Source organism: Desulforamulus ruminis DSM 2154, assembly GCF_000215085.1.
In the GTDB taxonomy this organism is placed as follows: domain Bacteria; phylum Bacillota; class Desulfotomaculia; order Desulfotomaculales; family Desulfotomaculaceae; genus Desulfotomaculum; species Desulfotomaculum ruminis.
The window spans coordinates 3,182,119-3,202,473 of the sequence record NC_015589.1 but is presented as its reverse complement, the minus strand read 5'-3'; the positions used below and the strand labels follow the sequence as shown (position 1 = coordinate 3,202,473).

General features: G+C 50.3%; 18 protein-coding genes. 15 read left to right on the top strand and 3 right to left on the bottom strand.

Annotated features, from left to right (window positions below; translation table 11 throughout):
• Positions 1-5 precede the first annotated feature (5 nt).
• From DESRU_RS15865 to hxlB, 11 genes are all read left to right on the top strand, one after another.
• Positions 6-968, top strand: coding sequence for a carbohydrate kinase family protein (locus DESRU_RS15865; RefSeq protein ID WP_013843100.1), 963 nt, complete (start codon positions 6-8; stop codon positions 966-968).
• On the top strand, positions 956-2,056 hold the full coding sequence (locus tag DESRU_RS15860; RefSeq protein WP_013843099.1) for an ABC transporter ATP-binding protein: 1,101 nt from the start codon (positions 956-958) through the stop codon (positions 2,054-2,056). Before DESRU_RS15865 ends, DESRU_RS15860 begins: the two co-directional genes overlap by 13 nt.
• Before the next feature lie 148 nt (positions 2,057-2,204).
• A complete protein-coding gene (locus DESRU_RS15855; protein WP_013843097.1) occupies positions 2,205-3,728 on the top strand; it encodes an extracellular solute-binding protein in 1,524 nt (507 codons plus the stop codon).
• Positions 3,729-3,800: 72 nt separating this feature from the next.
• Positions 3,801-4,739, top strand: a complete 939-nt coding sequence (locus tag DESRU_RS15850) for a carbohydrate ABC transporter permease (RefSeq protein WP_013843096.1) — start codon at positions 3,801-3,803, stop codon at positions 4,737-4,739.
• A 1-nt stretch (position 4,740) separates the two neighbouring features.
• On the top strand, positions 4,741-5,580 hold the full coding sequence (locus tag DESRU_RS15845; protein ID WP_013843095.1) for a carbohydrate ABC transporter permease: 840 nt from the start codon (positions 4,741-4,743) through the stop codon (positions 5,578-5,580).
• A 63-nt stretch (positions 5,581-5,643) separates the two neighbouring features.
• Positions 5,644-6,684 carry an NAD(P)-dependent alcohol dehydrogenase gene (locus DESRU_RS15840; protein WP_013843094.1) on the top strand — a complete coding sequence of 347 codons (1,041 nt, stop codon included), beginning with the start codon at positions 5,644-5,646 and terminating at the stop codon, positions 6,682-6,684.
• A gap of 13 nt (positions 6,685-6,697) precedes the next feature.
• Positions 6,698-7,711, top strand: coding sequence for a zinc-dependent alcohol dehydrogenase family protein (locus DESRU_RS15835; RefSeq protein ID WP_013843093.1), 1,014 nt, complete (start codon positions 6,698-6,700; stop codon positions 7,709-7,711).
• 9 nt (positions 7,712-7,720) lie between these two features.
• Positions 7,721-9,253: a xylulokinase gene (gene xylB / locus DESRU_RS15830; RefSeq protein ID WP_013843092.1), complete on the top strand. Its 1,533-nt coding sequence runs from the start codon at positions 7,721-7,723 to the stop codon at positions 9,251-9,253.
• 15 nt (positions 9,254-9,268) lie between these two features.
• Entirely contained in the window at positions 9,269-10,252 is a 984-nt protein-coding gene (locus DESRU_RS15825; RefSeq protein WP_013843091.1) for a PfkB family carbohydrate kinase, read from the top strand.
• An 86-nt stretch (positions 10,253-10,338) separates the two neighbouring features.
• Positions 10,339-11,265, top strand: coding sequence for a sugar phosphate isomerase/epimerase family protein (locus DESRU_RS15820; RefSeq protein WP_013843090.1), 927 nt, complete (start codon positions 10,339-10,341; stop codon positions 11,263-11,265).
• Positions 11,266-11,286: 21 nt separating this feature from the next.
• Positions 11,287-11,844 (top strand): 6-phospho-3-hexuloisomerase, encoded by a 558-nt coding sequence (hxlB, locus tag DESRU_RS15815; protein ID WP_013843089.1) that lies wholly within the window; start codon positions 11,287-11,289, stop codon positions 11,842-11,844.
• 215 nt (positions 11,845-12,059) lie between these two features.
• Here hxlB and DESRU_RS21160 read toward each other — a convergent pair whose 3' ends face one another.
• The 3 genes from DESRU_RS21160 to DESRU_RS15800 all read right to left on the bottom strand — a co-directional run bounded on the left by DESRU_RS21160 (position 12,060) and on the right by DESRU_RS15800 (position 14,952).
• Positions 12,060-12,905, bottom strand: coding sequence for an IS3 family transposase (locus DESRU_RS21160; protein WP_238446417.1), 846 nt, complete (start codon positions 12,903-12,905; stop codon positions 12,060-12,062).
• A gap of 32 nt (positions 12,906-12,937) precedes the next feature.
• Entirely contained in the window at positions 12,938-13,621 is a 684-nt protein-coding gene (locus DESRU_RS21155; protein ID WP_013840627.1) for a helix-turn-helix domain-containing protein, read from the bottom strand.
• A gap of 83 nt (positions 13,622-13,704) precedes the next feature.
• Positions 13,705-14,952 (bottom strand): diguanylate cyclase domain-containing protein, encoded by a 1,248-nt coding sequence (locus DESRU_RS15800; RefSeq protein ID WP_013843088.1) that lies wholly within the window; start codon positions 14,950-14,952, stop codon positions 13,705-13,707.
• Positions 14,953-15,161: 209 nt separating this feature from the next.
• Here DESRU_RS15800 and DESRU_RS15795 point away from each other — a divergent pair, with 209 nt between their 5' ends.
• From DESRU_RS15795 to DESRU_RS15780, 4 genes are all read left to right on the top strand, one after another.
• Positions 15,162-17,912, top strand: a complete 2,751-nt coding sequence (locus DESRU_RS15795) for a PAS domain S-box protein (RefSeq protein WP_013843087.1) — start codon at positions 15,162-15,164, stop codon at positions 17,910-17,912.
• 317 nt (positions 17,913-18,229) lie between these two features.
• The gene (locus tag DESRU_RS15790) at positions 18,230-18,691 is read left to right on the top strand and encodes a response regulator (protein WP_013843086.1); all 462 of its coding nucleotides are present in this window, start codon (positions 18,230-18,232) and stop codon (positions 18,689-18,691) included.
• 439 nt (positions 18,692-19,130) lie between these two features.
• Positions 19,131-19,505 carry a hypothetical protein gene (locus tag DESRU_RS15785; protein ID WP_013843085.1) on the top strand — a complete coding sequence of 125 codons (375 nt, stop codon included), beginning with the start codon at positions 19,131-19,133 and terminating at the stop codon, positions 19,503-19,505.
• Positions 19,502-20,353 (top strand): CBS domain-containing protein, encoded by an 852-nt coding sequence (locus DESRU_RS15780; protein WP_013843084.1) that lies wholly within the window; start codon positions 19,502-19,504, stop codon positions 20,351-20,353. The genes DESRU_RS15785 and DESRU_RS15780 overlap by 4 nt, the downstream gene beginning before the upstream one ends.
• Positions 20,354-20,355 lie beyond the last annotated feature (2 nt).

Genomic DNA, 20,355 nt, shown 5'->3' with positions numbered 1-20,355 from the left:
AGAACATGTCCGATGTTTTATGTTTGGGAATTATCGTTGCAGATATGGTGGCTAAACCCGTCACTTCTCTTCCGCAAAAGGGAGAGTTAGCCCTGGTGGAAAGTATTCAGCTCCATAATGGAGGCTGTGCTGCCAATACCGCAACGGCTTTAGTCAAATTAGGTTTTACCGCATCGGTCTGCGGCATGGTGGGAAACGATGGCCTGGGACAGGTACTGATTCATAATCTGATCAACATGGGCGTGGATACTCGCTACATTGCTAAAACAGACAGGGCTGACACCTCCGCCAGCATGGTTCTGGTGGATGCTCTGGGGGAACGCAGTTTTATCCACTGTACCGGGGGGAACGGCGCCTTTCAATTAGAGGATTTTCCGGAGCAATCCCTGGAAAATACCAAAATACTGCATATTGCCGGTTCCCTGTTGATGCCCGCTTTTGACGGGGAGCCCTGTGCGGAGGTCCTGCGTCTGGCCAAGGCCAAAGGGCTGGTGACGGCAATGGATACCGCCTGGGATGATTCAGGACGCTGGATGAAGGCCCTGGCCCCTTGTTTGCCTTATGTGGATTTGTTTATCCCCAGTTTAGCCGAAGCGAAGGCTTTAACGGGCCTGGAAAACCCCCAGGAGATGGCCCGGGTGTTTTTAAATTACGGAGTAAAAAACGTGGTCATAAAACTTGGCTCCGAGGGCTGTTATATTCTTTCCGGAGACACAGAATACAGGATTGCCGCCATGGCGGTGGATGCGGTGGACGCCACCGGCGCCGGAGATTGCTTTGTGGCCGGATTTTTAGCCGGAGTGCTCCGGGGGTTCCCACTGGAACGCTGCGGGCAGTTGGCCAACGCCGTGGGAGCCATGTCCGTCACTTCCGTGGGAGCGGCAACCGGGGTGAAATCCCTTGCTGAAACCATCGCATTTCTCAGCAGCAACTTAAATAGACAGGAGGGCCAGTGGTGGCAACAGTAAGATTTAATCAATTGAAAAAAAATTATGGCAACCAGCAAGTGGTAAAGGAATTTAACCTGGAGATCAACCATCAGGAATTTGTGGTGCTGGTAGGGCCTTCGGGCTGTGGTAAATCCACCACCCTGAGAATGGTGGCCGGTCTGGAGGAGATTACCGGCGGGGATGTATTTATCGGGGATACCCGGGTCAATGATATGCCGCCCAAGGACCGGGATATCGCCATGGTGTTCCAAAACTATGCGTTGTATCCCCATATGAATGTTTATCAGAATATGGCCTTTGGCCTGAAACTTCGTAAGTACTCCCCCCAGGAAATTGATAAGCGGGTGAAAGAAGCCGCAGCCATTCTAAGCATTGAGCATCTTTTAGACCGCAAGCCCAAGCAGCTCTCCGGGGGTCAGCGCCAGCGGGTGGCCATTGGACGCGCCATTGTGCGGGAGCCTAAGGTCTTTTTAATGGATGAGCCTTTATCCAACCTGGACGCCAAACTGCGGGTACAGATGAGGGCGGAACTGGCAAAGCTGCATCAAAGGCTGAAAACCACCACCATTTATGTTACCCACGATCAGACAGAGGCCATGACCATGGGCGATCGCATTGTAGTGATGAAGGATGGTGTCATTCAGCAGGTGGCTACGCCCCAGGAGCTTTATCATCAACCCAGCAATATTTTTGTGGCCGGCTTTATTGGTTCCCCTTCCATGAATTTTATTCCCTGCGTGCTGCAGGAAAAAGGAAGGGAAACCTATCTGGTTAATTCCGAAGGTTTTTCCTTTGTCTTGACGCCGGAGATGGCCGCCCGTCTGACAGCCTACAAACAAAAAGCCCTGGTGTTTGGTATCCGGCCCGAGGATATTTCAGACCATCTCCCCTGGGTGCCGGAAGAAAACTGCCTTAAGGCCCAGGTGGAAGTGGTGGAGAATCTGGGGGCGGAAACGCTGATTTATGTCTCCCTGGGCGGGCAGAACATTATCGGCCGATTTGTGGGAAGCCCCAAATACAGGGTGGGAGATACAATGAACATCGCCTTGAATCCCAATCGTTTTTACCTCTTTGATCAAGAGTCGGAATTATCTATATTATCATAATTTCCCCGGTTAACCGGAGGAATCCATGATCTTACTTCAGGGGAAAAGGGTGGTGATGCCCCGAAAAGAACGAAGCAGCCGCGAGGTTGTCGGCCGTTTGCTTGCTAGTGTAAGAAGGGATTAAAAGGGATTAAATGGAGGGAAGATTTTGAAAAAGAGATTATTTGCGATGATTGGCTGCCTGGTCATTCTCAGCCTGGTTTTAGCAGGATGCGGCGGCGGCAAAGAGGAGAAAGAGGCGGCCCAAAATAACGGCGCCCAGGGCAAGTTGGTTGACGGCCCCTTTAAAAAGGTAGAGGATTTACCGGTTATTCAGGCTCCGGAAGGTTTTGACTGGAAACAGTTTGCCGGCGTGGAAATCAACTTGGTTTCCGAAAATACACCGCCCAGTTCCGCCCTTGCCGCCAATATTAAAGAATTTGAAGATGCCACCGGCATTAAAGTAAACATTCAGCAAATGGATCTTGGCGCTCTGGTACAAAAGGTTGGCCTGGATTTTGGAGCCAACAGTTCCAAATATCATGTGATCTATGCCGACCCTTATCAGGTGCTGGCCAAATACTCCAGCAAGTTTGTTGACCTGAATACCCTGAACAATGATCCGGCCCTGCCTAAAATTCCCGGCGGTCTGGAAGATTTTATTCAAAGTCAACTGGAAATTGACGGGTACATGGGTTCCAAAGACAAGCTGTACGCCCTTCCCTACGACTGCCCCACCATGGTACTGGCTTACCGTACCGATGTAATGGCCAAAATTAAAGACAAGTTTCAGGCTGAAAAGGGTTTTGACCCCACTCCGAACCCCGGCATGACCTGGGAACAGTATTATCAAGTGGCTGAATATATTAATCAACATGCCGCCGAATTAGGCGTTAAATATGGCACCGGTCACCAGGCCAAGCAGTATGATTCCCTGATGTGCGATTTCTCCAACATCCTGAGCGCTTATGGTGCCGATTATTTTACCAATCGTGAACTGGGTGGCGTGGGCGCCGCCAACCCAGGCAAAACCTCTTTAACCACTCCCGAGGCGCTGCAGGCCTTTGAATTTTACAACAAGCTGCTGAAAATTGCCCACCCCAGCTCCAAATCCTGGGACTGGAACGGTTTAGCGGAAGCCTTTGCCGCCGGTGAAGTGGCCATGGCTCCGGAATGGCACGAATATGCCTCTTCCTTTGAAAACCCTGAAAAATCCAAAGTAGCCGGCAACGTAGCCTGGACCACCCTGCCCAAGGGTCCCAAACGCTCCGCCAATATCTACGGCGGCACCGGTGTAGGAATTAATGCCAATGCGCCGGAAAAAGAGCAAAAGGCAGCCTGGTTATTCCTGGTATGGGCCACCTCTCCCCAGACTCAGTTGATGATTCTGGAGTCTCCGGTGGGCGGCGCCACACCTTCCCGTAACTCCGTATATAACACCGCTTCGGTTAAGAAGGCCATGGAAGATCCCACTTCCGAAGAAGCGAAAAAAATGCCCAACCTGACTTCCATGACCGCGACCCTGGAAGCCTGGAAGGCTGAAAACTCCTATGGTCGTCCCAAGGTTCCCCAATGGCCTCAAATCGATACCGTCGTATTTACCGAACTTTCCAAGATGCTGGCAGGACAGCAGGATTCCAAAGCCACTGCCGAGTCCATCAGCAAGCAGGTTGACACTTTAACCGGCAACTAAAATCAATCATGAGCCAGGGGCCCCGCCAAAGAGGGGCCCCTACTAAACCCGGCAGAAGGGAGTTGTTAACCTTTGAGTACAGGGAAAACCGTAGAAGCTTCGATGCCGCAGCCACAGCCGCAACCGAAGGACACCCCCAAGGCCGGGGGAGTCTTGAGGCGGTTTTTAACCACTGAGAATGTTATGTTAACTCCAGCCCTATTGGTGCTGGCGACAGTGAGTATTTTCCCGTTTCTTTATTTGATTTATGCCAGTTTGATGGATTTTGCACTGGCCATGGATGATCCGACCTTTGCGGGTTTTCGCAACTGGGTTCGGCTGGTGCAGGACCCCCTCATTATACAGTCCTGGAAAGTTACCTTTGTGTATGCCCTGGCGGGGCTGTCTCTGGAACTGGTTCTTGGCGTGGGCATTGCCCTGCTGCTCTATGCCACGCCCTGGGGCCGCAATATTTTTGTAACCCTCTGGATGCTGCCTATTTTTGTGGCTCCCATTGTAGCGGGCCTGCTGGGCTGGTTTCTCCTAAACAGCAGTTATGGTTTATATGCCTGGTTCTTACAACTGCTGGGCGTACATATTGATATATTCGGGACCGTAGGTACAGCCCTGCCGGCGGTCATTATGATTGATGTTTGGGAATGGACGCCTTTGATCACCTTGATTGTACTGTCCGGTCTGCAGTCCTTGCCTTCGGAACCTTTGGAAGCGGCTGAAGTGGACGGGGCCAGTTACTGGCAAAAGCTCCGCTATGTGATCCTGCCGTTGTCATCCCGGATTATTGTGGTGGCCCTGTTGATTCGCTCCATGGATATCATGCGTTTTATCGACGCCATTTTTATCACCACCGCCGGAGGGCCTGCGGATAGTACCAAAATTATTGGTTTAAGGCTTTTTGACGTGGCCTTTCGCTTTATGGACATCGGTTTTGCCGCAGCCATCGGCCTTTCCATGCTGCTGGTCACCACCCTGCTGGGTAAAGCCTTTATTACAGTAATGTACGGGAGGGAATAACATGACCGCAGGAAATCGCTCAATGCGCAAAGGCATCACCACTGTTTTGATTTATACCGCTTTGGCCATGGCCATGGTTTGGGCTTTACTGCCCATTGTGTGGATGGTGCTTTCCTCTTTAAAAACAGAAGCCAATATGTTTTCCATGCCCCCCCAATTTTCCTTTAAGCCCACCTTTGCCACCTATGCCTTTATGTTTAACGAGGGGAACTTTAGCAACTTCCTGAAGAATAGCGTCATTGCGGCGGTGTCTTCAACCTTTATCGCTTTGTTTTTAGGCACGCTGGGTGGCTACGCTCTGGCCCGGGGGAACTACAAAAGAGGCAAAGACATTGCCTTCTGGGTGATCAGCACCCGCATGACACCCATTGCCGCAGCCATTGTACCCCTCTATTTAATCTTTGCCAAGTTTCACTTGATTGGCACGACCTTTGGGTTGGTCTTTGCCTATACAACTTTTAATTTACCCTTTGCTCTCTGGATGATGCTGACTTTCTTTGCAGAACTGCCGCCGGATATGGAACATGCGGCCATGGTGGACGGAGCCACCAAATTCCAGGCCTTTTACCGTATTGCCCTGCCCCAGGTAACGCCGGGTTTAGTGGCCACCGGCATTCTCTGCCTGATGTTTGCCTGGAATGATTTTGCCTTTGCCTCGGTCTTCACCAGCCATGAAAATCAAACCATCCCGGTTGCCGCCTCGCTGCTGATCAGCCAAACGGGCATTGCCTGGGGGCAGGCCATGGCCACCGGCACCGTTATCATTACCCCCATGCTGCTGGCTGGATTGGCGGTACGCAAGTATTTAGTGCGCGGGTTATCCATGGGGGCCGTAAAATAGAAAAATTCGGGGTAGGCCGCCCCGTCTGTGATAAAGAGTTTAAGTGAGTGGAGGAGTGAAAACATGGAGAAAATGAAAGCCGGTATTCTTTACGGATCCGGAGATGTTCGGGTAGAAGAGGTCCCGGTGCCCCGGATTAAACCCGACGAGGCGCTGGTAAAGATTAAAGCCGTGGGGGTTTGCGGTTCCGACGTGCACTATTATGAGCACGGCAAAATAGGCCGTTATGTAGTGGAAGAACCGATGATTCTTGGGCACGAGGCCGGTGGCGAAATCATGGCGGTAGGCGAGGATGTTGCCGGTCTTAAAGTGGGGCAGCGGGTAGCCATTGAGCCCGGTGTTACCTGCGGCAAGTGCAAATTCTGCAAAGAGGGCCGCTATAATTTGTGTCCGGACGTGGTATTCCTGGCCACTCCTCCGGTGGATGGCGCCTTCTGCGAATATCTGGCCATGCGGGGGGATTTTCTGCATCCCATTCCCGATCATATGAGCTATGAAGCGGCTTCCCTGGTTGAACCCTTTTCCGTGGGGCTGCACGCCTGCAAGCGGGCCGGGGTAAAACCCGGGGATACCGTGGCGGTTTTAGGCCTGGGCCCCGTGGGGCAACTGGCGGTGGTGGCTGCCAGGGCTTTTGGCGCCACCAAAATCATTGCTGTGGATCTGGCCCCCATCCGGCTGCAGATGGCCGGGGAAATGGGCGCCACCACGGTGATTAACGCCGGGGAACAGGATGTCTATGAGGCCATCATGAAGGAAACCGGGGGCGTTGGTGTGGATGTGGCCCTGGAGACAGCCGGCAGTACGGCCACCAATTTAATGGCTGTGCGGGTGGCCCGCCGGGGAGGTAAGGTGGCCCTGGTAGGACTGCCGCCCCAGCCGGAAGTTCCTTTTAATGTATTTGATATTGCCGATGGCGAATTAGATATCTTTGGTATTTTCCGCTATGCCAATACCTATCCCCGGGCGGTTGAACTGTTGGCCAGCGGTATTGCCCCGGTGGAAAAGCTGGTCACGCACCGGTTTGCCCTGGAACAGGCCAAGGAAGCCCTGGATCTGGCCAGGACCGATAAGCAGGGCAGTATTAAAGTCATGGTCAACCTGTAAGGAGGAATCCCACATGAAAACAATGAAAGCGGCGGTGATTCAAGGCCCCCATAACATCGTCCTTCAAGAAGTCCCCTACCCCACCCCGGGACCGGGTCAGGTGGTGGTAAAGGTGGAGGCCTGCGGCGTTTGCGGCACCGACTATCACATTTTGGAAGGGGACTTCCTTTCTTCCTATCCCCTGATTGCCGGGCACGAATTTTCCGGTACCATTCATGAATTGGGGCCGGGGGTAGAGCACTGGCAATTGGCGGAACGGGTGGCCGTAGACCCATCGGTCTATTGCGGGGAATGTTATTATTGCCTGAACAATCAGGGGAACATGTGTCAAAACTGGAACGCCATCGGCGTTACCCTGAACGGGGCCTTTGCGGAATATGTGGTGGTTCCGGCCAAGAACCTGTACCGCCTGCCGGATACCATGAGTTTTCAGGAAGGGGCCTTTGTGGAACCTCTTTCCTGCGTGGTTTATGCCATGCGGCGTTTGAACATCCGGTTTGGCGACAAGGTGCTGCTCTTTGGTTCCGGGCCCATGGGCCTGCTGCTGATGCAGTCCATTCTTAAAGGCGGGGCCTCGGAAGTGGTGGTTGTGGACCGGGCTGAAGATAAATTGACCATAGCCCGGCAATTGGGCGCCCATAAAACCTTTGCCGGCACTGCCGGACTTAGGGAAGAATACCCCCTGGGTTTTGATGTGGTCATTGATGCCACCGGCGTGCCTGCGGTTATTGAAAATATGTTTCAATATGCCGGCAACCGGGCCAAAATCATGCAGTTTGGCTGTGCCCCCAGGGAAGCCAAAGTATCCGTAAGTCCCTTTGATATTTACAATAAGGATTGGGAAATATTGGGCACCATGGCTCTGCTCTTTACCTTTTATCCGGCTATCCATTTGTTAAAGAACGGTGTGGTTGTTTGCGATCCCCTAACCACTGCGGAAATCAGCCTGGATGACTTTCCCGCCTACTTGTCACAGCCCAAAGGCAGTAAGGATCTGAAAGTTCTTGTGCGACCCTGGAAAAAGTAGGAGGCGCCCATGCAGAGCTTATTTTTAGGTATAGACATCGGTACCACCGGAGTGAAAGCCCTGATCATGGATGAACAGGGAAAAGGGGTGACCCAGGCCACCCGGGAGTATCCCCTGCACATCCCTCAGCCCGGCTGGGCGGAGCAGAATCCTGAGGATTGGTACTATGCCACTTGTGAGGCCGTTGCCGCCATTTTGAGGGACGGCAGGGTTGCCGCGGCGCAAATCAAGGGGATCGGGTTGACCGGGCAGATGCACGGCTCGGTGTTTCTGGACCGTCAGGGTGGCATTATCCGGGAGGCCATTCTCTGGTGCGACCAACGCACTGCCGAGGAATGCCGGGAAATCACGGCTGCCGTGGGAGACAAAAGATTGATTGAACTGGTGGCCAACCCGGCTCTGGCGGGATTTACCGCGCCCAAGATTCTGTGGCTGCGTAATCATGAACCGGAAAACTACCGGCGGGTGGCCAAGGTCTTACTGCCCAAGGACTATATCCGCTGGCGGCTAACGGGTGTTTTTGCCACCGATGTCTCGGATGCCAGCGGCATGCTGCTTTTGGACGTGATCAACCGCCAGTGGAGCGGTGAAATGCTGGCAGCATTGGACATTCCTCCGGCCTGGCTGGCGGAGGTCTTTGAAAGTCCCCAGGTGACCGGCCGGGTGCATGCCCGGGGAGCTGCGGATACCGGGCTTCCCCAGGGGATACCCGTGGTGGCCGGAGCCGGGGATAATGCTGCCGGAGCCGTGGGCAGCGGCATCATCCGGCCGGGAATGGCCACCGTTAGCCTGGGTACTTCCGGGGTAGTCTTTACTCCCAGCAGAACCCCTGCGGTGGATCCGGCAGGAAGACTACATACCTTTTGCCATGCGGTGCCCGGTCAGTGGCACCTTATGGGCGTAACCTTGGCTGCCGGGGGATCCCTGCGCTGGTACAGGGATGCCTTGGCCGGTGAAGAACGGGCTGCTGCCCAAGAATTGGCCAAGGATCCTTACGAACTATTAAATGATCAGGCCGGTTTAATCCCTGCGGGCTCCGAAGGGCTTCTCTTCCTGCCTTATCTATCCGGCGAGAGAACACCCCATGCGGATCCCCTGGCCCGGGGTGTGTTTCTGGGCTTGAGCCTGAAGCACCATAAGGGCCACTTGGTGCGTTCCATCCTGGAAGGGGTGGCTTTTAGCTTAAGGGATACCCTGGAAATTATGAAGGAGTTGGGTTTGGCCCTGGAAGACCTGCGCATTACCGGAGGGGGCGGGCGCAGCCCGGTGTGGCGTCAAATTTTAGCCGATGTTTTGGGCCTGCCGCTGAACCTGATGGAAAACTCCGATGGACCGGCCTACGGGGCGGCCATCCTGGGAGCCGTTGGGGCAGGCTGCTGGCCTTCGGTGGAAGAGGCTGCCGCCGCTGCCTGCAGCAGCCAAGAACTGCGGGGAGTGCTGCCCATTGCGGAGAACGTACAATGCTATGACCGCCTGTATCCCCTTTACAGGGAGGCCTACCCGTCTTTAAAATCCCTTTTTTGGCGCTTAAAAGACATTTAGTTGAGGAGGTGCTTCATGCCGGATATTATTACCGTTGGGGAAGCGATCATTGATTTTATTCCAACTCTCCCGGGCAAGGGCCTTGCAGATACACCCGCCTTTGAAAAACGGCCGGGAGGAGCACCTGCCAATGTGGCTGTGGGCGTTGCCCGCTTGGGAGGAAACGCCGGTTTTGTGGGAAAATTCGGGCAGGACCCCTTTGGGCGGTTCCTGCTGCAGACCCTGGCGGAGAACCGGGTGGATACCGCGGCAGCGGTTATTACCGGGGAGGCCAAAACCGGTCTGGCTTTCGTGACTTTAAAAGAGAACGGGGAACGGGAGTTCATTTTTTACCGGGAACCCTGCGCCGATATTTTGCTGGCTAAAGAAGAAATTCATTCCGGCTATATTCAGGAAACCAGGATCCTGCACTTTGGCACCGTTTCCCTCATTGCCGAGCCCAGCCGCAGCGCTACTTACCATGCGGTAAAACTGGCCCGGGAGGCGGGTAAAACGGTTTCCCTGGACGTTAATCTGAGGGAGGCCCTTTGGCCTTCCCTAAACCAGGCCCGTAAGGAGATAACGCAAGCCCTGCAGTGGGCGCATTTGGTTAAAGTGAGCGAAGAAGAGCTGAACTTTCTGGTGGGTCCCGGAGTCAGTCTGGAAGAAGGGGCCACGGCCTTGCTGAACCTGGGTCCGGATTTAATCTTAGTAACCCTGGGGGCCCGGGGTTGTTACTATAAAACAAAGAAATCAGGCCGGACTATCCGGGGAATTTCCATCACCCCGGTGGATACCACCGGGGCCGGGGACGCCTTTACGGCAGCCATGTTAACCCGGCTGGCGGACTGGGGGCTGGGCCATCCCCGTCAGGTGACCTCTCTTTCCCCGGCAATCCTGGAGGAGTTTTGTTTTTTTGCCAACATCGCCGGAGCCTTAACCTGCACGAAAAACGGAGCCATTTCAGCCCTGCCCCTTCGGTTGGAAGTGGAAAATCGAATGGGGTTAAAGGCCAAATGAAGTAATATATATTCACATCGGGTTGCCGGAGGCAGCCTGTTTTTATATCCAAAGGGACCAATGAAAAGATGGGAGAGGGTCAAGAGATGAAGGTTACACTGGGTATCTCCACCGGATTTACGGTAAAGCGCTGGCCGGACCCGGAGGACTGGGTAAAGATGGTCAAAAGTCAACTGGGCCTGGATCTTATCCAGTTTTCCTTTGACCAGTTCGATCCCCGGGCCAATGCGGATTTGGTTGGCACCTATTGTCAAAGGGTCAAAAAGGCCTGTTTAAAATATGACGTGACCCTCCATTCCACCTTTACCGGCCTGGCCATTTATTCACACAATCTACTGTACCATCCTTTGTTGGAGGGAAGGCTGGATGGCTTGGACTGGTTTGGCAGGGCCTTTGCCATGACCCGGGATTTGGGAGCGGCCTTTACCGGGGGGCCCTTTGGCGGTCTGGATGTTCCCACCTTTGCACAGGAGGCCCGGCGCAGGTATCTGGAAGAATGGGCCGGCGAAGCCATGGCTCATTTATTAAAAACAGCCCGGCACTACGGCATTAAGGAATTTTACTGGGAACCCACTCCGGTGCGGAGGGAAGGGCCGGTGACCATTGCCGAGACCCGACAGTGTCTGGAAAGAATCAATCATCTGGCCGGAGAGGATGGAGCCCGTTTGGCCCTTTGCCTGGATACCGGACACGCAACCAGCCCCCTGGCCCCTCCCGAGGAGCGGGACCCCTACCTGTGGCTGGAGAAATTAGGGCAGGCCGCCCCCATCATCCATTTGCAGCAGTCCGACGGCAAGCTGGACCGGCACTGGCCCTTCACGCCGGAATATAACGCCCGGGGCATCATTCATGCCGATAGGGTGCTGGACTGTCTGGAGAAATCCGGTTCTCAAGAGGCGGTCCTGCTGGTGGAGGTAGGGCATCCCTTTGAAGAGGAGGACGCTAAAGTCATGGAGGAAATTACCCGGAGTGTGGAATATTGGCAGGAAGCCTTAACCCGCCGGGGAATCTGATTATAAAAGGGAGGGAACTCCATGCGTTACGGTCAATTAAAGCAGCAGATGCTGGACGAACTAAGTTCTGTTTTTAGGGAGATTGAGGAAACGGAAATAGCCGCCTTAACGGATGAGATCGTCCGGGCCAACCGTGTGTTTCTGTATGGCTTAGGCCGGGAAAGGTTAATGCTGCAGGCCTTTACCATGCGGCTGATGCACCTGGGCATCCGGGTTCATATGGTGGGAGATGTGACTACGCCGGGGATTGGGGCCGGGGATTTATTTATAACCAGTTCCGGCACCGGGTATCTTTCAACCGTTGAAGCCCTGCAGGGCATTGCCCGGCAAGCCGGGGCCCGGATTGCCTTTATGACCGCTCACCCGGATTCTCCTCTGCCCCGGCAGGCGGACGTCATTATTAAAATCCCGGCTCAGACCATGAAGGATGACCCGGCAAGCCGGCAGTCGCTCCAGCCCATGGGTGCCCTTTTTGAGCAAGCGCAATTACTGATGCTGGAAATGGTGGTGGTTTTGCTTAAAGAGAAACTGAGTCAGACAGAAAAAGAGATGGAGAAACGCCATACCAACCTTGAGTGAAACAACGGAACAACCGGGCTAATAAAAGAAATAGAACACTGATACGGATTCTTATATTTTAATTAAAAATTAGAAATCCGCAAGAATCCGCGGAAATCCGTAAAATCCGCGTTCTATTCTTTTTTGTTTTTGGGAAATAAAGGGCTGCGCAATCCAACCATTCCGGTTTTTGAACTGCCCCCCGACAAGTAGACAGGACAAAAAATAAAAATAAACTAGGCAGCCTTGGTTCGAACTTCCATCGGACTAAGGCTGTTTAACTTGGCCTGTAACCTCTCATAATTATAAAAATAGATGTAATCATCAATGTCCTTCTTAAGAGCTTCAAAGGTTTGATATTTATGTAGATAATACTTCTCACACTTAAGCGTTCCCCAGAAGCCTTCCATCGGTCCGTTATCAATACACTTGCCAACCCGAGACATACTCTGAGTTAAGCCATAAGCTTCTAGTCGTTTCTTGAAGCCCCAGGAGGTATACTGAAAACCCCGATCACTGTGAATTATGGGTGTGCTGCCGGGTGCCGTTTGAAGAGCCAAGTCCAGGGTCTCGAAAACAAGACGGTTGTTATTCGAATGGCCTAAAACATAGGATACGATGGATTTATCATGTAAATCGAGAATCGCACTGAGATATGCTTTTTGACCCTTTCCGTATTTGAATTCAGTTACATCCGTCAACCACTTTTCATTCGATTCCTCTGCTGTGAACTGGCGGTTTAAAAGATTTTCTGCGATCTGCCCAGGAGTTGATCGAATGTATTTCTTTTTCTTTCTACGGATGACGGATTGAATTCCAGCAAGCTTCATGAGGCGATAGACCCTCTTCGGGTTAATCGACTGATGGGTTTCCCGTCTTAAATTGATGGTTAATTGACGGTACCCATAAATGCCTTCAACCTTCTCGTAGAGCAGGAGCATCGCTTGCATGAGTTGCTGATTTTCTTGTTCGCGAGGACTTACTTTTCGCTTTAACCATTTGTAATAGCCTGAACGTGAAATCTGCGCCATTTCACACAATAAGACTAGACTAAAATGCTCTTCTCCTTGTACCGCTTGAATCGCGTCATAAATCTTCTGATGCCGGATTTGGCTTAAAACCTCCTCCTTTCGAGTTCCTGTAACTTTTTTAACAGGGCATTTTCTGCTCTAAGTCGCTCGTTTTCGTATTCTAGTTTTTTCATAGCAAGCCTTTGCCGATCGCTCTCACTTAATTCTTCCGGTGCTTTTTTCCGTCCCCGTCTATCCTTTAAGGCCTCTTCTCCACCTGCTTCATATTTCTTAACCCATTGATAAACCTGCTGGTATGAAACTTGATATTTCTCTGAGGTGTTTTGGTAATCATGGTTATGAGAAAGACAGTATAGGACCATCTCAATCCGTTCTTGCCAACTGGTAGTGCGCCCTTTAGTCATAGCCTTGGCTCCTTCCGATGGGTAGGATTTAAAACTGCTATGATTATTATACTTGTTAATCCACCTTGCCAGTTGTGTCCGACTCGCTATTTTATACTTATCTATAATTTGATACTGTGAGTATTCGCCCGAAAGGTAATCCTGAACGGCTTGAAGTTTAAGTTCTGGTGAATATTTATTAAAATGGGTTTTTATTTCTAGCCCTTCATATCCGTACAATTCATAACGATGTCGCCATTTAACCAAGGTAGTCACACTAATATCATATTTTTTAGCTATCTCTACACAGGTAGCCTGACCTGTTTCAAGTTCCTGTAGTATTGCTAGTTTCTCTGCTGCTTTGTATTGATTTATTTTTGACATTAAAATGCTCCCCTCATGATAGCCGGTTTTTTTATTTAACCTGTCTACCATATGGGGAGCATATCATTTTTTCCACAGCCCTTTTATTTTGGTAAGAAATGGTGCAGGGGAAGAACAGCCGTGATGATACTGTCTAAAGAATGAACCCGGTTGCGGCCTTGGTGCTTGGCCTCGTATAGGGCCCTGTCGGCAGCCTGGATCAGGCTGTCCGGGGAGGCTTCCCCAGTGGGTACTGTGGCTGCCACGCCCAAGCTAATGGTTACATAAGAGCTTATCTGGGAGCCTTGATGGGGAATCTCCAGAGCTTCAATACCGGCCCGCAACTTTTCCGCCACTACCCGGGCCCCCTCTAAATCGGTTCTGGGCAGAACCACGGCAAACTCTTCCCCCCCGTAACGGGCGACCAAATCTCCGGGACGGTTCATGATGCTGTCCAAGGTGACGGCTACCCTTTTCAGGCAATCATCACCCACCTGATGACCGTAGGCATCGTTAAAATTTTTAAAGAAATCAATGTCCACCATAATTAAAGACAACCAGGAGGCATCCCGGGAAGCCCGCTGCCATTCCATGTAAATAAATTCATCAAAATAACGCCGATTAGGGATCCCTGTCAGGGCGTCGGAGGTGGATAACTGCCGTAATATTTTGTTTGAATCCGTAAGGTATTTGGTTTCCCTTCTGATCCTGCGAACCATGGGCCGAAAAATAAAAAGGGCCTCTCCTATCAGTACCAGCAGAGTAAGGATCAAAATGATTTTTTCCAGGTTTTTCAGCCGGGTTATATCCCTTTCGCTTTGTTTCTGATATTCCTTAACCACGGTATCCAGGATATGAAGCAGTTCCCCCTGGGAAGCGGTAAGAACGGATAAGAGGTGCGGGTTATCTTGGGTAAGCCGGACATCCGGTTCTTGGACCAGGGATTGGGCGGATGCCAGGTATTGGCGAAGCTGGAGGTCCAGGGAGTTGGGCGAGTTAAAATAAATGGCTTTTACTTCTTCCGGCAGTGGGACAGTCATTTCCAGCCCCATATCCCCCTGCATCAGTTTTTCATGGGAATATTTCATTAAGGCCAGGGTTTCCGTCAATTCGTTGCGGATTTGTTCCCGTTCGGAGGGTTCCGTGCTCTCAACCAACTGAAAACAAAGTAAGGCCGTTTTTTGCGACAGCATTCTTTGACGCCCGCTGACATTAATAACGGCTGCGCTTGCGGCCTGGGTCTTTATGAGCTGGTGCAGATTAAGATAAGCGGTAATGGATAGAAGGGCGATGAATCCCAGGGCTAATAGGTATCTTTTAGTTAACCCGTTTATTTTTAGACGGATGTTCATATTTTTTATACCTTTTTCAATAGAGTGCTTTTTGTGTTGAGGCCTCCAAATACCTTAAAATACGACTAGAAATCGGCAAATTCCTCCTTATAACAAGATAGTTCTATAATTTTAACGTCACTCGGGCTGAAATAAAAGTTGTAAAAAGGTAATTGGAGGTATTATGTGGAAAATGTTACAAATAGTATTTTTTCCAGGGAGAATCAGGAATGAACGGGATTTTAATCATGGACAATCAGCCAAGGAGCCGTTTAACGGTAAAAAGCATGTTTGAGGCGGGAGGCTTCCCGGTGAATATTTTGGAAGCTGCCGACGGGGATGCGGCTGTACAGATACTAAAGAAGCAGCAGGTTGACTGTGTTTTAATTGATTACCTGCTTTTCAAAGAGAATAAGCACTTGATCCTTAAAAGCCTGCAGGAACAAAGGGTGGAAATTCCGGTTATTATGTTAACTGAGGGCCGGGATGAACCGCCGGCGGTTGAAATGATGAAATCCGGCGCGGCAGATTATCTAGCCAAGGACCGGCTGTCCCCGGAGATTCTGATCAGAGCGGTCCGGCACGCCATTCAAATTAGCCAAGCGGAGGCCCGGGCTGAAATGGCCCGGGAAGCCCAGCGCAAGACCGAAGCCTATACCCGGACCATTATTGAAAATATTCCGGATGCCATTATTACCATCGACGGATTGGGCATCATCAATTCCTTTAACCCTGCTGCGGAAAGAATGTTTGGCTATCCGAAGCATCAAATGGTCGGTCAAAATATTCTTTTACTAATGGAGGGACACTTGGCCCGGGATATTTCCCTGAGGAGTTATCTGACCAAAGAAGGGACGGTCACAGAGTCCTTTGGCAAGCGCAAGGACGGTGGAATTTTTCCCATTGAAATATCCGTCAGCGCCATGAAGATAGGAGACAACAGCCGGTTTATTTTTATTATTCGTGATATTTCACCCCGTAAACGAATGGAAAGACGGGATGCGGTTTTGCATCAAGCGGCTCTAATGGTTCTAGAGGAAAAGCCGGTTAACGAAATTGTACAGTTTATCTCTCAGCAGTTGATTGACCTTTTTGCTATTGACGGGGGGTGGATCGGCCTGAAGGAACCCCAAGGGACGGTTCGGGTGATCGCCAGAGCCGGGGAGATTCTCCCCTGCATCAATGAGATCAGCCTGCGCTGGGATGATGTTTCCGGTGAACACGGACCCTGCACCCTGGCCATTCGTACCGGGCAGATGCAGGTAATGCAAAGGGGCAATGTGCTCTCCGGGTTTTGCCGGCAACAGGCCGGAGTGCACCGGGTCCGCTCCATTGCGGCCTTCCCTCTGGCCATCCGGGGACAGGTGCTGGGAGTGCTGGTTCTGTGTTCACGAAAAAAGTTCTTTTTCAATCCGGGTCTGATCACTCAACTGGACAATTTTTCCGGACAGGTGGCCATTGCTCTTCACGCCGCCTCTGCCCGCCAGCATCTTCTGTTACTGACAACCGCTTTAGAAGCAGCGGATAATGCCGTTGTTATCAGCGACCGGGAGGGGATTATCCAATGGTTTAATCCTTCCTTTTTACGATTAACCGGTTATTCCGCCGGGGAGGCACTGGGACAGAAAACCAGCCTGCTGAAGTCCGGAAAACAAGACCGTTTCTTTTACCAGGAGCTCTGGAAAAAGATATTGGCCGGCAAAGTGTGGCACGGGGAAATTGTTAACCGTCATAAAAGCAGTAATCATTACACAGAGGAAATGACCATTACTCCGGTACGGGATGAAAGAGGCGAGATTGTCAATTTCATTGCCATCAAACAAGATGTTACCGAACGGAAAAAAGCGGAAGAGATCCTGCAGCGCTATCAGCTTCTTTCCGAAAGGGTGAATGACATCATTTTAATGGCTGATTCCCATGGCCGGCTGATTGAGGCCAACGGTGCCGCCGAAAGGGCTTACGGGTACCGGCGGGAGGAATTGCTCTCTTTACACCTGGCCGATCTTCGGGATCCGGAAACGTTAGCGGTTTATAAGGACCAGTTGAAACAGGCGGTGGCCCGGGGGGCGCTCTTTGAGACCAGCCACCGGCGCAAAGATGGAAGCACCTTTCCGGTGGAGGTCAGCTCCCTGGGAGCGGTTATCGGCGGCAAGCAGGTGATTTTAAGTATTATCCGCAATATCACGGCCCGCAAAAAGGCGGAGGCGGAGATGCTTGAAGCCAGGCAACAATTGATGCGGGCGGAAAGGATGGCTTCTTTGGGCACCATGTCCGCAGGCATTGCCCATGAAATCAATCAACCCTTAAACTCCTTAAAAGTGATGGTAGACGGCATGCTGTACTGGTATAAAAGGGGAAGAATGCCCAGTATGGATAAAATGATGGATAATCTTGAAAAGATCTCCCAGCAAACCCTGCGTATTGAAAATATTATACGGAATATGCGTTCCCTTGTTCGCAGCAAAAATATGTCCGGTCTGCTGCCCTGTAATGTAAACCGTGCGGTGGAAGGGGCACTGGCCATGGTCAAGGATGAACTTTCAACCCATAAAATCAAAGTGATTAAAAACTTACAAATGGATTTACCCCCTATTTGTGGTCAGGAGACAAGGGTGGAGGAAATCATCCTTAATTTACTGATCAATGCCATACAGGCTTTGGATGCCGTAAAACTGCAAAAGAAAGAAATTTCTTGTGCCACCTGGCAGGAGCAGCACCGGGTTATTTTGGAGATCCGTGATACCGGTCCCGGGATCAGTCAGGAAATCAGCCCAAAAATATTTGAGCCTTTTTATACCACCAAACCGGTGGGGGAAGGAATGGGCCTTGGTTTATCCATTGTCCACTCCATCGTGAATTCTTTAAACGGGCATATTTATCTTGCATCCAGCCCCAAAGGAGGAGCTGCTTTCCGGGTGGAATTTCCCTTATTCAGCTTAAGGGAGAGCAATGAGGAGTATGAACCGGTTGGTACGATTTGAACCGATTGGCCCATCTGTTTGAACTGATAGAGGCATAGTAACGATATTTACCAATCCAATGCCATGATCAAATCATTTAAAGATAAAGGGACAGGCGAAATTTGCTGAACCATGCCAAATAATGGCATGGTTTTTGTATGAATCTTTAAAGTTGCAGGTCTTGTGAATGAGCAAATTGGTGGGGGGATTGTTTGGCGATATCGTTTTAGAGTCAATTAAATGGATTTGTGACCGAAAATAAAAAGAAGAAGGAATTTTATAAAATAACGACATTTAAAATTTTTTGTGTGTATGAACAGAATGATGGGGGACTCGGAATGAGGTTAATGTTAGTGGATGACGACAGAGGCTGTCTGGAGGGACTTGCCAGTGCCATGGAGCCCTCAGGACATCGCCTGGAATTGTTTATGTCCCCGGGACAGGCGGTGGATCACTATTCCGGGGGGGATTATGATGTGGTGATAACCGATATTAAAATGCCTGAACTGGACGGCATTCAACTGCTAAAAAAAATCAAAACCCTGGATGATGACGCCCGTGTTATTGTTATGACCGGTTACGCGGATCTGGAGACAGCGGTGGCCGCTTTAAATAACGGAGCTTATGCCTTTTTATATAAGCCGGTAAATATTGCTGAACTGCTGGAAACCATTGAAAAAATTAGTGCTGAAATTGAGAACCGGGAAAGGATGGAAAAGGAACGGGATGATGAGACCATAGAATATACCAAACTCAAAAAATTTTACGCTGATTTACTCCAGTTGTTAAAAATCAAATAAAAAACTGTCACGCTTAAAACAAAGACTGTTGCAAAATGAACCATAGTGTCCATTTTGCAACAGTCTTTGTTTTCTAAAAAAGAATAGAACACGGATATTCCTGTTAGATCGAGTTATCGTCTACATGGCGCGCTATTAAAGCAGTTTTGCGATACTCCCTTTTTTAGGATGACAAAAGTAAAATGATATCAAGGTATAATCTGGGAGTTATATTCAAAAAATAATTGGTATGATTTTAAAAAACCTAATTCTTTAAATGGGATTGAGGGATTTTGTGCTTCTCAAGGGATAGAAAATTAAAATGAACCAGGCAAAATTAAAAAAATATAAATATTAGCAGGAAATTTTTTAACCCTTAAGAATTATTAATATGCAAAAAGTCTTAAATTTTGACAATTAATGTAAAGAAGAATTCATCTAAAGAAAGGTGATTATAAACTTGTCTGACGATTCCCAGTTTTCCTCAGTTTTATCAGAGCCCGTGCGAAAGGCAGAGCTTACCATAAAGTTATCGGAATTTGAAATTCCTCCCATGCGGGACGTCCTTTTGGTGGGGAAAAAAGCGCCCATTGGTCCGGAAGCCGTGCGGCGGATGGTGGATGCCCTTTCCCCGGAGCAATATGAGATTATCCGTATTGATCATTCGGTATTTGAAGCGGTGGTCATAAAAAATTCCATCACCAAACTCATGCCCAAGGAGAAGCTGCTGCCCATTATACTGGAAGAAGGGGAACGCATGGCTTCAGAAAATGCCTTATTAAAGGTCCAGCTCAACATTGTGATCCAAGTTACCAGAGGAGTCGATTTGTCGTGATCAGTGTAAAACATATCATGGCAGGACAACCCATTTCCGTTACCTCCGATGATTCCGTGCGGCGGGTGATCGGCTTAATGGAACAGTTCAGAATCGGCGGACTGCCTGTTCTTGATAATCAACAGTTAGTTGGCATTATAACCTCCCGGGATGTCAGACGAAGCCATCCAAACCGTCTGGTGGCGGATTCCATGAGTACAAAGGTTGTTACCATAGAACCTCATTTTTCTTTGTGGCAGGCTAAAAAGCTGATGGATGACCATGGCGTGGAACGGCTGGTGGTCATGGAAGCAGGGGCCATGGCCGGACTGGTCACCAAGACAGATTTGATTTCCGAACTGGGTAAGCATGTGGATGCTCTTACGGGACTCTACCGGTCGGGCTATCTAAATCATAAAGCCCTGGAACTTTTGGACAACGGACAAGAGATGGTCGTCATTTTTTTGGATTTAAATCATTTTGGTAAAATTGATAAGGATTTTGGCCATGTCATTGGAGATGAAATATTACGTCAAACGGGTCAAGTACTAAAGGATTTAATGGAAAACAACAGGGACTATCTTTGCCGCTATGGCGGGGATGAATTTGCCGTGGTAACCTCCAAACCCTGGGAAGAAGCAAAGAAACTGGCGCAAGAAATGATTGACGCTCTGGTTTCCCAGGCCTGGCCTCAAAATATTGAAGTTACCGGCACCGTTGGCATGGCCGGTGGACGCTTAGGACCGGACGCTTCCGACAGAAATAAGATCTGTGCAGTTTCTACGTTGATTAATCAGGCCAGTTTAACTTCAACCCGCGCTAAAAAAGAGGGCCTTCCCCTTGGTGAAGCCGGGTGGCTGGAACTGTAGCT

Coding starts and splice junctions, on each gene's coding strand:
- DESRU_RS15800 (WP_013843088.1), bottom strand. CDS start 14,952: ATGAACATCCGTCTAAAAATAAACGGGTTAACTAAAAGATACCTATTA.
- DESRU_RS15795 (WP_013843087.1), top strand. CDS start 15,162: ATGAACGGGATTTTAATCATGGACAATCAGCCAAGGAGCCGTTTAACG.
- DESRU_RS15820 (WP_013843090.1), top strand. CDS start 10,339: ATGAAGGTTACACTGGGTATCTCCACCGGATTTACGGTAAAGCGCTGG.
- DESRU_RS15840 (WP_013843094.1), top strand. CDS start 5,644: ATGGAGAAAATGAAAGCCGGTATTCTTTACGGATCCGGAGATGTTCGG.
- DESRU_RS15790 (WP_013843086.1), top strand. CDS start 18,230: ATGAGGTTAATGTTAGTGGATGACGACAGAGGCTGTCTGGAGGGACTT.
- DESRU_RS15865 (WP_013843100.1), top strand. CDS start 6: ATGTCCGATGTTTTATGTTTGGGAATTATCGTTGCAGATATGGTGGCT.
- xylB (WP_013843092.1), top strand. CDS start 7,721: ATGCAGAGCTTATTTTTAGGTATAGACATCGGTACCACCGGAGTGAAA.
- DESRU_RS15845 (WP_013843095.1), top strand. CDS start 4,741: ATGACCGCAGGAAATCGCTCAATGCGCAAAGGCATCACCACTGTTTTG.
- hxlB (WP_013843089.1), top strand. CDS start 11,287: ATGCGTTACGGTCAATTAAAGCAGCAGATGCTGGACGAACTAAGTTCT.
- DESRU_RS15825 (WP_013843091.1), top strand. CDS start 9,269: ATGCCGGATATTATTACCGTTGGGGAAGCGATCATTGATTTTATTCCA.
- DESRU_RS15835 (WP_013843093.1), top strand. CDS start 6,698: ATGAAAACAATGAAAGCGGCGGTGATTCAAGGCCCCCATAACATCGTC.
- DESRU_RS21155 (WP_013840627.1), bottom strand. CDS start 13,621: ATGTCAAAAATAAATCAATACAAAGCAGCAGAGAAACTAGCAATACTA.